General features: G+C 54.9%; 11 protein-coding genes. 9 read left to right on the top strand and 2 right to left on the bottom strand.

The window, feature by feature from the left end:
- Positions 1 to 112: 112 nt before the first annotated feature.
- The 4 genes from rseP (at position 113) to B1C80_RS23310 (ending at position 5,988) form a co-directional block, all read left to right on the top strand.
- Positions 113 to 1,432 carry an RIP metalloprotease RseP gene (rseP, locus tag B1C80_RS23325; protein ID WP_077923640.1) on the top strand — a complete coding sequence of 440 codons (1,320 nt, stop codon included), beginning with the start codon at positions 113 to 115 and terminating at the stop codon, positions 1,430 to 1,432.
- A 70-nt stretch (positions 1,433 to 1,502) separates the two neighbouring features.
- Positions 1,503 to 1,997 (top strand): DUF6702 family protein, encoded by a 495-nt coding sequence (locus tag B1C80_RS23320; RefSeq protein ID WP_236648903.1) that lies wholly within the window; start codon positions 1,503 to 1,505, stop codon positions 1,995 to 1,997.
- Between the two features lie 178 nt (positions 1,998 to 2,175).
- Entirely contained in the window at positions 2,176 to 4,665 is a 2,490-nt protein-coding gene (gene lon, locus B1C80_RS23315) for an endopeptidase La (protein WP_077923638.1), read from the top strand.
- A gap of 90 nt (positions 4,666 to 4,755) precedes the next feature.
- Entirely contained in the window at positions 4,756 to 5,988 is a 1,233-nt protein-coding gene (locus tag B1C80_RS23310) for an AGE family epimerase/isomerase (protein WP_077923637.1), read from the top strand.
- A 30-nt stretch (positions 5,989 to 6,018) separates the two neighbouring features.
- On the opposite strand, the gene murQ is transcribed toward B1C80_RS23310, so the two are convergent.
- Both murQ and B1C80_RS23300 read right to left on the bottom strand, forming a co-directional pair.
- Positions 6,019 to 6,822 (bottom strand): N-acetylmuramic acid 6-phosphate etherase, encoded by an 804-nt coding sequence (gene murQ, locus B1C80_RS23305; protein ID WP_077923636.1) that lies wholly within the window; start codon positions 6,820 to 6,822, stop codon positions 6,019 to 6,021.
- A 35-nt stretch (positions 6,823 to 6,857) separates the two neighbouring features.
- Entirely contained in the window at positions 6,858 to 7,862 is a 1,005-nt protein-coding gene (locus B1C80_RS23300; protein ID WP_077923635.1) for a hypothetical protein, read from the bottom strand.
- Positions 7,863 to 8,098: 236 nt separating this feature from the next.
- On the opposite strand from B1C80_RS23300, the gene ilvD reads away from it, so the two are divergent.
- The 5 genes from ilvD (at position 8,099) to ilvC (ending at position 14,140) form a co-directional block, all read left to right on the top strand.
- Positions 8,099 to 9,793: a dihydroxy-acid dehydratase gene (ilvD, locus tag B1C80_RS23295; protein WP_077923634.1), complete on the top strand. Its 1,695-nt coding sequence runs from the start codon at positions 8,099 to 8,101 to the stop codon at positions 9,791 to 9,793.
- A gap of 16 nt (positions 9,794 to 9,809) precedes the next feature.
- Complete coding sequence (locus B1C80_RS23290) at positions 9,810 to 10,385, top strand: O-methyltransferase (protein ID WP_077923633.1); 576 nt, start codon at positions 9,810 to 9,812, stop codon at positions 10,383 to 10,385.
- 47 nt (positions 10,386 to 10,432) lie between these two features.
- Entirely contained in the window at positions 10,433 to 12,175 is a 1,743-nt protein-coding gene (gene ilvB / locus B1C80_RS23285; RefSeq protein ID WP_077923632.1) for a biosynthetic-type acetolactate synthase large subunit, read from the top strand.
- 171 nt (positions 12,176 to 12,346) lie between these two features.
- Entirely contained in the window at positions 12,347 to 12,883 is a 537-nt protein-coding gene (ilvN, locus tag B1C80_RS23280; protein WP_077923757.1) for an acetolactate synthase small subunit, read from the top strand.
- Between the two features lie 213 nt (positions 12,884 to 13,096).
- On the top strand, positions 13,097 to 14,140 hold the full coding sequence (gene ilvC, locus B1C80_RS23275; RefSeq protein ID WP_077923631.1) for a ketol-acid reductoisomerase: 1,044 nt from the start codon (positions 13,097 to 13,099) through the stop codon (positions 14,138 to 14,140).
- The last annotated feature ends 575 nt before the right edge of the window (positions 14,141 to 14,715 follow it).

Below are 14,715 nucleotides of genomic sequence, written 5' to 3'. Positions count from 1 at the left end.
ATAATTAGGTATAAAAACGGGACTTTTCCGGTACAACTCCCGCTCACTGTAGCACCTTTCCATACAGCGTTTACCAGCCAGCCGGTAGTATAAAAAGCATAATTTGTAACGAATGGAAGTTTTAATCATGGCCGGACAGCTCATTCTGGGCTTGTCCATCTTAGTGGGCCTTCATGAACTAGGGCATTTGGTAGCGGCCAAAGCATTTGGCATGCGGGTAGAACAGTATTTCATTGGTTTTCCGCCCAAAATCTGGAGCATCAAGCGGGGCGAGACAGAATATGGCGTCGGCGCTATCCCGCTCGGCGGATTCGTCAAGATTTCGGGGATGATTGACGAGTCGCTCGATACCAAGCATACCGATACCGAACCGCAGCCGTATGAGTTTCGCGCCAAACCAGCCTGGCAGCGCCTGATCGTTATGCTGGGCGGTATTATTGTAAACGTCATTGTCGGTATTCTGATCTTCGTCGTACTGGCCTATAAAAACGGAAATACGTACCTGGCGGTGCAGGATGCGAAATATGGCATCGTAGCCTATGACCTGGCTCAGCAGATCGGCCTTCGCACCGGCGACAAGATCGTAAAGGTCAACGGCAAACCCATCACCGATTTCAGCGACGTGCGCAGCTCCGAAGTGCTGCTGGGCAACAACAGCTCCTACACGGTTGATCGCAACGGTCAGCTGATCGACATCGATATTCCGAATAACTTCATCGACAAACTGGCCGACAAGAAAAACGCATCGGGGCAGTTTCTCGAAGCCCGCGAGCCGTTTAAAGTAGGCGAAGTGGTACCGGGGCAGCCCGCCCAGAAAGCCGGCCTGCGCGAAGGTGACCTCATCACCAGCATCAACGGCAACCCAATTCAGTTCTATCACGAATTTATCGATCAGGTTAAGCCCCTTAAAGGCAAAGCGCTCGCCCTCGGTATCAGCCGGAACGGACAACCCCTGACCATCAGGATGACCACCAATCCGGACGGAACTATTGGCTTTTATAAAAAGTCGCTGCTCAAGCTGACCACCCAGGAGTATACGTTCGGGCAGGCGCTGGGGGTTGGTACCGAAAAAGCGTTTGGCGTGGTCTATGACAACATCAAAGGCTTCGGCAAGATCTTCCGGGGCGAAGTGTCGGCGTCGAAAGCGCTGAGCGGCCCGATCGGTATTGCCCAGAATCTGTTTGGCGGCATCTGGGTATGGGATCGGTTCTGGACCGTAACGGGTCTGCTTTCTATGGCGCTGGCGTTCATGAATGCCCTGCCAATTCCGGCCCTCGACGGTGGCCACGCTACTATTCTGGGGTACGAAATCATCTCGGGCCGCAAGCCTTCTGACCGTTTCCTGGAAGGAGCCCAGCGCGTAGGCATGGTCATTCTCCTGGGTCTGATGGCTTTTGCTATCTTTAACGACGTATTCAAAGCTGTTTTTTAAGCCCATCGGCGCGGCCTGACCCAGGTGCAGACTAACGGTCAGGTCGCGCTGGTACAATCACCCGTTGCCTGTGTTCAGATTGGCGTGCCTCTGCTTTCTTATCATTGGACTGTCGGCTGGTCGACCGGCGCACGACTTCCATGCCAGCGTGACGCAAATGCAGTACAACCCGAAAGACCGGGTTTTTGAGATCAGTATCCGGGTTTTCACCGACGACCTGGAAAAGGCGCTGGGTACGCTGACGAGCGAGAAAATCAATCTGGACTCGAAAGCCAAGACAGACCCGCTGATCGAGAAATACATCCGTACTCACTTTGCCTACGTAAATTCCCAGAAGCAGCCGAAGCCGTTTCAGTACATCGGTTACGAAACCGAAGCCGATGCTCACTGGCTGTATCTGGAAATGCCCTATGCAGAGCCATTCAGAGGGGGGCTGTTAAGGCAAAATGTTTTTATGGAATTGTTTGATGATCAGGTCAATATGGTTAACGTTCAGTACCAGGGGCAGAAAAAGACCTTCGTTTTTCGTAAAAATCAGTCCGTTCAGGAGATTTCTATCCAATAGCTCAAGCCCGTTAGCTAAGCCGGGGATTGGATACTTATTTTGCGGCTGTAACAACCCACGTGCCGATTCGTCTTACTGTTATTATTGGCACACCTCTTGCCCCAATTAGGTTTCCTTACCTTTTATTGATACAGACACCCAATACTAGTTTGAATGCTGCCAAACTGGCAGTGTACGTATGATTTCAGAAAAAGAATTAGCTACTCGTTTGTTGCTGGCCGATTTCGATTCGGACAATTTGGAGATTGTGCCGTTCGGACCCCCAGAAGGCCTGGATGAGGAGTATGATATACCCGATAATCTGCCCATTCTGCCCGTACGTAATACCGTGCTGTTTCCCGGCATGGTTATTCCCGTAACGGTTGGGCGCTCTAAGTCAATTCGTCTTGTCAAGAAAGCCTACAAGGGTAATCGCATCATTGGTGTAACGGCCCAGCTTAACCAGCAGAAAGATGAACCGACCCCCGATGACCTCTACCGGCTCGGTACGGTAGCGTACATTATCAAGATGATTACGCTGCCCGACGGCAACATCACGATTATTATTCAGGGCAAGAAGCGGTTCGAAATTCAGCAGTTTACCCAGGAAGATCCGTACCTGACGGCTCAGGTCCGTCAGGTCGACGATAATTTCCCGAACGTACACCGCAAAGAAGGCAAGGCACTGCTGCAGTCGCTGAAGGATGCGGCCTACAAGATGCTCCGGCTCAATCCCGAAATTCCGCAGGAAGCCCGGATTGCTCTCGACAATATTGAAAGCCCTACCTTTCTGGTTCACTTCCTCTCATCGAACCTTAATACGGAGGTAGCCGACAAACAGCGGCTGCTCGAAACGCTGGACGGTGGTCAGCAGGCAAACCTCCTGCTCGAGTACATGCTGCGCGAGGTGCAACTGCTCGAACTCAAGCGCGAAATTCAGTCCAAAGCGTCGTCGGACCTCGATCAGCAACAGCGCGATTACTACCTGCGGCAGCAGATGAAAGTACTGCAGGACGAGCTGGGCATCGATAACCCCGACCGGGAAATCGACGAGTTGCGGATGCGGGCCGATCGGAAAAAATGGTCGACCGAAGTGCGGACTCATTTCGATAAGGAACTCAACAAACTACAGCGCATCAATCCCATGGCTCCGGAATATCCGGTCACGATGAATTACGTGGAGCTAATGGTCGACCTGCCCTGGAATGAGTATACGAAAGACAATTTTGACCTGAAACGGGCGCAGAAAATTCTGGATACCGACCATTTCGGGCTCGAGAAGGTAAAGGAACGGATTATCGAATACCTGGCCGTTCTGAAGCTGAAGAACGACATGAAGGCGCCGATCCTGTGTCTGTATGGCCCGCCGGGCGTCGGCAAAACCTCCCTGGGCAAATCGGTTGCCAAAGCACTCGGGCGTAAATACAGCCGCATGGCACTCGGTGGTGTACACGACGAAGCCGAAATCCGCGGCCACCGCAAAACATACATCGGTGCCATGCCGGGCAAGATTATCCAGAACATCCGCAAGTGCGCCACGGCCAATCCGGTTTTTATTCTGGACGAGATCGACAAGGTCAGCAGCGACTTCCGCGGTGATCCGTCGTCGGCCCTGCTCGAAGTACTTGACCCGGAGCAGAACAGCACGTTTATGGACAACTACCTCGAAACAGAATTCGATCTGTCGCGGGTGCTGTTCATTGCCACGGCCAACTCGCTCGATACCATCCACCCCGCCCTTCGCGACCGGATGGAGATCATCGATATTGCGGGCTATACGGTCGAAGAAAAAGTACAGATCGCCAAGAAGTACCTGATTCCGAAACAACGCAAAGATCACGGGCTGAAACCCAAAGATCTGGTCATCGAAGATAAAGCCATTCTGCGCATCATTGAAGGCTACACCCGCGAGTCGGGCGTCCGGAATCTGGAGCAGAAAATCGGCGCCCTGGTCCGGAAAGTGGCCAAGTCGATCGCGATGGAAGAAGAATATAACCATGTCGTGAAAGCAGCGGACATCCCGAAAATGATCGGGGCCGAGATTTTCGACAAAGAACTCTACGCCGACGACGACATTGCGGGCATCGTTACCGGCCTGGCCTGGACCCAGGTAGGTGGCGAAATTCTGCTGATCGAAAGCAGCCTGAGTCGCGGCAAAGGAACCCTGACGCTATCGGGCCAGCTGGGCGATGTGATGAAAGAGTCGGCCATAACGGCGCTGTCGTACCTGAAGGCCCATGCCGACGATCTGGGCATCGACTACCGCACGTTCAACCATTATGATCTGCACGTGCACATACCGGCGGGGGCTGTTCCTAAAGATGGCCCGTCGGCTGGTATCACTATGCTGACATCGATGGCGTCGATCTATACCCAGCGTAAGGTTCGGCCGTACCTGGCCATGACCGGCGAGGTAACCCTGCGCGGCAAAGTGCTGCCCGTTGGCGGTATCAAAGAGAAAATCCTGGCGGCTAACCGGGCGGGCATCAAGGAGATCATCCTGTGTTCGAAGAACCGGAAAGACATCGACGAGATCAATCTGGCTTACATCAAAGACCTGACGTTCCATTATGCCGATACCGTTGATCAGGTACTCGACATTGCGCTGCTGCCCGGTCAGGTTGGTAAACCCATGAAGTTTATTCTGCCCGAAGACAAAGAACAGCGTGAGCTGGAGCGGTCTTACTAACAGCAACATAGACACAACAGGCGGGCTGGAGCGGATAAATTCTGTTCCAGCCCGCCTGCTTCGTTTGGCCGGGCGCTTATCTTTACCCTTGTGCTTGACTTCCAGAAATCCGCTGCCGACTATGTACAGGCCCTGACCCGGCAGATCCTTCCTTTTTACCTTAAAAACGCCCCTGACCCCCAGTACGGAGGCTACTTCGACCTGCTATCGACAACGGGTGAGGTCATTGAAGGCGATAAGTTCGTTACGGCGCAGGCCCGGCAAGCCTGGGTTTTCGCCTGGTTGTATAACCAGCTCGACGCCCAGCCCGCTTATCTTCAGCATGCACAACGGGGGGGCGATTTTCTGAGCCAGTTTGCCCACGATCCGACGCTCAACTGTTACAGCATCCTGGATCGGCTGGGGCGACCGATCGCCCCCGCGACTGATTTGGTACCGGACTGCTCGGCGGTAATGGCCTACGTTCAGCTATACCGGGCCACCGGCAGCGATGAATGGGCTATGCTGGCCAAACAAACCTTTGCCAACCTGCTAGCCCGGCGACTCTCGGTCCGTACCGAACAGGCCGGTACCGTTGGCGGCTTTCGGTCGGTGCGTCACCTGAGCGAGCCAGCAGCCTTGCTGGAAGCGGTGCTGGCTATCTGGCCGTTGCTGGACGAAGAAGGGGTTAAAGACGCGGTAGAAACGGTACAGGCCGACCTGATGACCGAATTTCTCGACCGGCGTTCTGACAGCCTGCGCGAGTTTATCCTGCCCGAGGGTGCTTTTCTGAACACGCCCGAAGGTCGTCGGCAACACGTTGGCTTGACCTTCCGGGTGGTGAGTGCCCAGCTGAGTTTATGCGCCGAGCCGGATCTGATGGCAGCTATTCAGGATCGGAATGGGGCTCGTAAACTGGCGAGTCAGGTCGTAAGCTGGGGGCTGCGTGTCTGCGAACAGGCCTGGGACGAAACCGCGGGTGGCCTGGCTGCCTTCACCGATCTGAAAAACCAGCCGACCATTTTCCCCGATTTGCGACACAAATGGGCCTGGATTCATACCACAGCCCTCGCGGCCCTGATCAAAAGCTATTACCACACCCGGCAGCCCGACTGTCTGAAGTGGTTCAGGCGTATTCAGGAGTACGTGTTCCGCTACTTTCCCGACCCGACCCAGCCCGGCTGGCATATGGTCCTCGACCAAACCAATCAGCCGCTGGCATCGGCTAAAGCGACCCCAGCGGCTGAGCCTGGTATTTTTATTCATAGCCTGGCCGAAACAGCGCAGACCTTATCGCAATGTGCTAAACTACCCCAGAAGGGGCAGCGCAAACGGCCGGCCTAGCCCATCGACAGGCACCGGCGGGAAAGGCCGTCAGGGGTTCAGGTAGTGATCGACGGCGTTGCGGACGCTGCCGTACTGGGCCAGCAGCTGCTCGGCGGTTTCGTAGTCGACCCCGGTTTCGCTGATGACCATCTTGGCCGCCCGGTCGCGCAGTTTCAGGTTCGATAACTGCATGTCGACCATCTTATTACCTTTCACCCGGCCCAGCTGAATCATCGCCGAAGTCGAGATCATGTTGAGCACCAGCTTCTGGGCCGTACCGGACTTCATGCGGGTGCTGCCCGTAACAAACTCGGGGCCTACAACAACCTCTACCGGATATTCGGCCGCTGCCGCCACCGCCGACCCTTCGTTACAAACCACACAACCGGTCAGCAATCCGGCCGCCCGGGCTTTCTCCAAGCCGCCAATCACATAGGGTGTACGACCCGAAGCGGCAATACCAATCACTGTATCGAGCGGTTCAGGATGATAAGGTGCTATATCCAGCCAGGCCTGATCCGGATCATCTTCGGCATATTCAACGGCCCGGCGAATGGCTTTGTCGCCACCGGCGATCAGGCCAATGACCAGATCGGGCGATACACCGTAGGTGGGCGGACACTCTGACGCATCTACAACCCCCAGCCGACCGCTGGTGCCAGCGCCGATGTAGATCAGCCGTCCGCCTTCTTTCATGCGTTTGACGATCTCGGTGACCAGAGCCTCAATTTGAGGAATGGCTTTTTCAACCGCCAGCGGTACTGTTTTGTCTTCGCGGTTAATATTGGCAAGCAGGTCGTGGACCGACATCTGCTCAAGATGATCGTAGTGAGAAGCGGTTTCGGTTGTCATGCCGCAAAAATAAGGGAAAGCGGCCTGACTCCCGTTTACTTAACCGGCTTTTGAGCGGCACCGGCCGACTTCAGCTCATTCACCTGCCGTTGCAGTTCAATCACGTACAGGGTCAACTCCTCTACTTTTTCCAGCAGTTTGGCGTTCATCTGCACCAGATCGACCCCCTCGCGGGTGACCTCTTCGGCCGACGGAACCCCCGGCAAATGCTGGTTGGCTTTGATGAACTGAGCCACCTCGCTCAAAGATCGGAGCCGGTAGGTTGGCGCAAAAACCCGGTCGGCCCAGTCGGCTGGTTCATTGATACGCAGCCGGTACGTGGCCACCACGACCTCACCCCGCTCGTTGACGCTCAGGAACCGGTCGGTGCGAGCCGAAACAGGGCTACGGTCGTTCAGCTGGCCAAAGCGCAGGCCGCTCTGGTCGGGCTGGTCGGCCACCACGTCGAGTTTGGCCACGGGCGACGAGGTACCAATGCCGACGTTTGCGCCGTTACCCAGCACGAGGGCATTGCTGCTCAGCACACGGGCATTGGCCCCGATCGCCGTAGCATTCGACAGACCGACCCCGATGGCCGTAGCATTAGCGCCCAGCAGTGTATTGTCGCTACCGTCCAGATCGTTAAACCCGGCCCCCGTACCCATGATCACGTTTCGGTGACCACCCTGATTACGCTGGCCAGCGTTATAACCGATAAACACATTGTCGCTACCCGATACGTTTAGCTTGCCCGCTTCGTAACCAACCAGCGTGTTGTTACTACCGGTAGTATTCGGAAAACCTGCTTTGTAGCCGTAGTACGTATTATAGGAACCCGAGGTATTGCTCTGCCCCGACTGGCTCCCCATGAACGTATTGAAAGTTCCGGTTCCGCCAATCGTGGCCGTAGTACTCTGCCCAATGAACAGGTTGTTCGTACCGTTTACAGATTGAATGCTGACCACCTGATTATCGGGGGTTACAATCTGACTTTGAGCATGTGCTAGAGTAAGGGTAGCACAAAAACCGGCCGTCAGAAGCAGCGTACATGTTTGTTTCATAGTAACGTGGATTTACAAAGGGATATCAATCACCAAATTAAGTACAAAGTAAAAGTAATATCACAGATCCGCAACAGACGGCTCCGATCCTTCCTGGCAGAGCGAAACAGGATACAGGCACTATAGTCAGTCTATGCATTTCTCTGGTCAGGATTTGCGCCAAAAATTTTGATAAGTTAAGCAGAGACTGTTTATTTACAGCAACATTACGCAATCAGCGAAATTTCGCTATAAGCATGATTAATAAAAACACCGAACTAAACGCATTTAGCCGCACCCTCACTCAGGAAGTAAGCAATCCTGCTGCCAAAGCCATGCTGTATGGGGTAGGACTCACGGAAGATGATATGCAAAAGCCTCAGATCGGTATAGCCAGTACCGGTTATGAGGGAAATACCTGTAACATGCACCTGAACGGATTATCCGTTTACGTGAAACAGGGCATTCAGGCTAATGGGCTGGTCGGGCTTATTTTCAATACCATCGGTGTATCAGACGGCATGACCAACGGGAACGCCGGTATGCAGTATTCGCTGCCCAGCCGCGATCTGATCGCCGACAGCATCGAATCGGTCGTGGCGGCTCAGTGGTACGACGGTGTCGTTACCGTAGTTGGCTGCGACAAAAACATGCCCGGCGCCGTTATGGCGATGGCTCGTCTCGACCGGCCCGGCATTATGGTCTACGGCGGCACGATCCGTTCGGGCCATTACAAAGGTCAGAAACTCGATATTGTGTCGGCGTTCGAGGCCCTTGGCAAAAAATATGCCAACAACATCTCCGACGAAGATTACGAAGGGGTAATCCGCAACGCCATTCCCGGCGCGGGGGCCTGCGGAGGGATGTATACGGCCAACACCATGGCCAGCAGCATCGAAGCAATGGGCCTCAGCCTGCCCTTCAGCAGCAGCTACCCCGCTACGCACGAAGGCAAGCAGGAAGAGTGTAAGAAGATCGGAGCCGCCATGCGCGTGCTGCTCGAACAGAATATCACCCCGGCCGACATCATTACGCCCAAATCCATCGAGAACGCCCTGACCATCGTTATGGCGCTTGGCGGCTCTACCAACGCGGTACTGCACTACCTGGCCATTGCCCGGGCCGCCAACCTGTCGTTGTCACTCGACGATATTCAGGCCATCAGCGACCGTACGCCTTTACTGGCCGACCTGAAGCCCAGCGGTAAGTATTATATGGAAGACATGCTGGCTATCGGCGGGGTGCCGGCGGTGATGAAATACCTTTATCAGCAAGGCATGATCCACGGCGACTGCATGACCGTAACAGGCAAAACGGTTGCCGAAAACCTCGCCGACGCGCCCGACCTGAATTTCGATACCCAGAAAATCGTATTTCCGCTCACCCAGCCGATCAAAAAAACCGGCCATATTCAGATCCTGCGCGGCAACCTCGCCCCTACCGGCTCCGTAGCCAAAATTACGGGCAAGGAAGGCGAACGCTTCGAAGGCGTCGCCAAAGTCTGCGAACACGAGGGTGAAGTCATCGAAGCGCTGTCGAAAGGAGAAATTCTGCCGGGTCAGGTTATCGTAATCCGGAACAGCGGGCCTAAAGGCGGTCCGGGTATGAGCGAAATGCTGAAGCCCACCTCGGCCATTATGGGCGCGGGCCTGGGCGACAAAGTAGCGCTGATCACAGACGGGCGCTTCTCGGGCGGCACCCACGGGTTTGTGGTGGGTCACGTCACCCCCGAAGCCTTCGAGGGCGGACCGATCGCGCTGGTAAAAGATGGTGATCTGATTACGCTCGATGCCGTTGGCCGTGAGCTTACCCTGCACATTTCGGACGACGAGCTGGCCGAGCGCCGAAGCCACTGGGTACAGCCCCAGCCGCGGTTCAGCAAGGGCGTACTGGGCAAATACATCCGGAACGTGAAGTCGGCCAGCGAAGGCTGCGTAACCGACGAATTCTGAGAAAACGACTTATAGCATGTACAGCGACGATATCCATACTTTGCCCCCGGCCTATGCCGACATTGAAGCGGCCAGCCAGACCATTCGCTTCTCGATGCCATCGGACCGGCAAACGGGGGCGATACTGAAAATGCTGGCGGCTTCGAAGCCCAAGTCGAAGCTGCTGGAAATCGGTACGGGTACCGGACTGGCTACCGCCTGGCTCCTGGCCGGTATGGACGCCGACTCAACGCTGACATCGATCGATAACGAACCGACTTATCAGGCCATAGCCCGCCAGGTCCTGGGTGCCGACGACCGCCTTCAGCTCGTATGCACCGACGCCGGAAACTGGCTGGAAACTACCGACCAGACATTCGACCTGATTTTTGCGGACGCCTGGCCGGGCAAATACGCCAATCTCGACGCCACCCTGAACGCGCTGGCGCCGGGTGGCCTGTACGTACTCGACGACATGCTGCCCCAACCTAACTGGCCCGACGGTCATGGCGACAATGTCGATAAACTCGTCCGCGAACTCGAAGGCCGCCACGACCTGCACCTGGTCAAACTGGCCTGGTCGACCGGGCTACTGATTGCCAGCCGCAACTAACAACAGCACGCAACAAACGAACGGAACCTATTCAAACGCACCCCCTTATGGAAACGGCCAGCGTGACACCCGATATAGATACTACGCCCGAGACGGTTCAGCTCCTCTCCGGCGCTCAGGCCCTGATGCACTCCCTCGTTGCCGAGCAGGTCGATACCATTTTCGGCTACCCCGGCGGTGCCATCATGCCCGTTTACGACGCTCTGTACGACTTTCAGGACCGCATCAACCACATTCTCGTGCGTCATGAACAGGGCGCAGGCCATGCCGCTCAGGGCTATGCCCGGATGCAGGGGCGGGCGGGCGTGTGTCTGGTCACCTCCGGACCGGGTGCCACCAACCTCGTTACGCCCATTGCCGATGCCCTGATCGACTCAACCCCGCTGGTTTGCATAGTGGGTCAGGTCGGCAAAAAGCTGCTCGGCACCGACGCCTTTCAGGAGGCCGATGTGATGGGCGTTACCATGCCGATTACGAAGTGGAACTATCAGATCACCACCGCCGACGAAGTTCCCGAAATCATAGCCCGGGCGTTCTACATCGCCCAGTCGGGTCGTCCCGGACCGGTGCTGATCGATATCACCAAAAGTGCCCAGCTGGAGCTGATGACGCAACCCTACTCCTACGAGCGGTGCAGGACCATCATCAGCTACCGGCCCCGTATGGTGCCTAAACCTGAACAGGTTGAGGCAGCCGCCAAACTGATCAACGGTGCCAAACGACCCTACATCCTGGCCGGACACGGGGTGCAGCTGGCAAAAGCTGAAGACGAACTGCGGCAGTTTGCGGAGAAAACCGGCATTCCGGTAGCTACTACCCTGCTGGGCCAGTCGACCATTTCGACCGATCACCCGCTGTACGTGGGCTGGCTCGGCATGCACGGCAACTACGGCCCCAACGTACTGACCGACGAAGCCGACGTGATCATTGCCATTGGCATGCGCTTCGACGATCGGGTCACGGGCGACGCCAGCAAGTACATCAGGCAGGCTAAAGTTATTCATATAGAGATCGACCCTTCCGAGATCGATAAGATCATCAAAGCCGACGCGCCTGTGGTGGGCGACGCCAAAGAAGCCCTCAGGGCGCTGCTCAAGCTCGTTCATCCCAACGATCATACCGTTTGGCGAAACGAGTTCAGGAAATACGACGTCATTGAAAACGAGACCATTACCGTGCCGAGCCTCTCGGGCGACAGTGAGAAAATCCAGATGGGTGAGGTCATTGATCTCCTGTCGAAGAAAACCAACGGCGAAGCGGTTCTGGTTACCGACGTAGGGCAGCATCAGATGATGGCCTCCCGCTATTACCAGTTCCGTCGACCCAACAGCCTGGTCACGTCGGGCGGCATGGGCACGATGGGCTTTGCGTTACCGGCCGCGTTCGGCACCAAAGTTGGTGCGCCCGACCGCACAGTAGTGGCTATCATCGGCGACGGCTGTTTCCAGATGACCCTGCAGGAGCTGGGCACCATTGTGCAGAACAAACAGCCCGTTAAGGCAATCATCCTGAATAATAACTTCCTGGGCATGGTTCGGCAATGGCAGCAGCTCTTCCACGAACGGCGCTACTCGTTCGTAGAACTGCAAAACCCCGATTTTATCACCATTGCCAAAGGCTTCGGTATGGACGGGCACACCTGTTCCGAGCGCGAGACGCTGTCCGAATCGCTCGACCGGATGCTGGCCCACGACGGTCCGTACCTGCTCGAAGTCATTGTGGAGAAAGAAGAAAACGTGTTTCCGATGGTACCCGCCGGCACCAGCGTATCGCAGATTCGATTGGCCTAGTGTGCAGCGTGGCGATGCTGCCTGACGGGTATGATCGCACACGCCCGCCCGGGGCTTGTTTATAAAAATCAAGTTGGCAGACCATTCGTCATTGACTACTTATGGCTGCGGGTGCCCGGCAGGTAGGCCGCTCCCGACAGACTGGTTCAGTGACAATAAATGTCTTATACCATGACAACTTACACCATTTGCGTTTTTACGTCGAATACGATCGGGCTGCTGAACCGCATCACGATCATTTTCACGCGCCGGCGCATCAATATTGAAAGCCTGACCGTATCCGAAACCGAGCGGAAAGGAGTATCGCGTTTTACGATCGTAATCAAGCACGAGTCGCGCGAAGAAGTGGAAAAGCTGGTCCGGCAGATCCGGAAAATTGTAGAAGTAATGGCCGTTTTCGGCTATCTCAACGACGAGATCGTCTACAACGAAATTGCCATGTTTAAGATTTCGACTCCGCTGGGCGCCAAACCCCTCGACGTCGAAACGATCAACAGCAAATACAAAGCCTGGGTCGTATACTGGGGGCTGGATTATGTGGTGGTCGAGAAGACCGGCACCGAAACGGACATCTTCGATTTCTTTGCCTACATCCGCCAGCAGCACGACATTCTGGAATTCGTCCGGTCGGGCCGGGTCGCCGTCGGCAAAACGGAGCAGGGCCTGGTCGAGTACCTGCCCGAAGCCGAATGGGCCTACTACCTCTAGACCGCCGGGCCGCTCCGGGTCCTGGCTGGCTTTTGCGCTCCCCTTCCTTTTGTCATCCCGCCGAAGGAGAGATCTCAACGGATAGTCATCGACCGGACTGCTAAGGGCTGGGATCCCTCCTGCGTCGGAGTGACAAAAGAACAGAAATGGCACTGGGACAGCAGTAACACGATTGCAACCACTATTTTTTTACAACTAAAAAGAGTACCACAAATGGCACAAATTAACTTCGGCGGAACCGTAGAAAACGTCGTAACCCGCGAAGAATTCCCGCTCGAGAAAGCGCTGGAAACCCTTAAAAACGAAACGATCGCCGTTATCGGTTACGGTGTACAAGGTCCTGGCCAGTCGCTCAACATGCGCGATAACGGCTTTAACGTCATTGTGGGCCAGCGCAAAGGGAAAACCTTCGACAAGGCTGTGGCCGATGGCTGGGTTCCGGGCGAAACGCTGTTTGACATTGACGAAGCGCTGGAGCGCGGCACCATCATCTGCTTCCTGCTGTCCGATGCCGCCCAGATCGAACTGTGGCCAACGGTAAAAGCCGCGCTGAAGCCGGGTAAGTCGCTCTACTTCTCCCACGGCTTCGGCGTGACCTACAAAGAGAAAACCGGTATCGTTCCCCCGGCCGACGTTGACGTATTCCTGGTAGCGCCGAAAGGCTCGGGTACGTCGCTGCGCCGGTTGTTTGTAGAAGGAAAAGGCCTGAACTCGTCGTTTGCCATTTATCAGGATGCCAGCGGCCAGGCTCGTGAGAAATGCATCGCCATGGGAATCGGCGTTGGCTCGGGCTACCTGTTCGAAACCGATTTCTACAAAGAAGTAACCTCCGACCTGACGGGTGAGCGCGGCACGCTGATGGGCGCTATCCAGGGTATTTTTGCGGCCCAGTACGAAGTGCTGCGCGCCAATGGCCACAGCCCCTCCGAGGCTTTCAACGAAACGGTCGAAGAGCTAACCCAGTCGCTGATGCCGCTGGTAGCCGAGAACGGCATGGACTGGATGTACGCTAACTGCTCGACCACGGCCCAGCGCGGTGCCCTCGACTGGTGGAAACCCTTCCGCGACGCCACTAAGCCGGTTTTCGAACAACTGTACAACTCGGTAAAATCGCAGGAGCAGGCCGAAATCAGCATCACCCGCAACTCGCAGCCCGACTACCGCGAGAAGCTGGAAGTCGAGCTGGCTGAACTCCGCGACTCCGAAATGTGGCAGGCCGGTGCCGCCGTGCGCAACCTGCGACCCGAGCGCAACTAAACCAAATACCTGTTGACAGGCAATCGGGTAGAGAGCAGCCATCAGGCCAGCTACTACCCGATTGCTGTTTGTAGAAGGGTCATAATTAAACGAAACTGTTGATATATTTGGTCTACGCTACTACATTGCCACATACCTATTCTAAAGCGGAACTGATATCGAATATAGTTGAGAGTCATTAGCCAACAACAATATTGCCAACATGATACAGCAACAAATAATCTGTCCTACAGCCTAAAAGCTTTAAGTCATATTGAATGAAAAAAAATGAAAGAGCATTAAGTGCAAGTAAAAATTTACATTGAAACTCTTGACAATCCAAGAAGCAACCTACTTTCTTTTGAATAGTTAGCTTTACAGGTCATAGCTATGAATCACAAATAAAATAACGAACATTTCGCATATTTATGAATTTATAATTATCGCCACAAACCACTAAATCGACATTCGTGAATGAAACAAAGTTATAGCATAAACCGCCTTCTTATGACCAATAACTAGTTTTGATTTCAGTCGATGAAAAATACAAACCATCATAATTGATATTAAAATTTTTTTAAATTAATTTCAATACC

This window comes from Spirosoma sp. 209 (assembly GCF_002006735.1).
In the GTDB taxonomy this organism is placed as follows: domain Bacteria; phylum Bacteroidota; class Bacteroidia; order Cytophagales; family Spirosomataceae; genus Spirosoma; species Spirosoma sordidisoli.
Note: the sequence above shows the minus strand (reverse complement) of the source record. Positions and strands in the feature narration are given on the sequence as shown.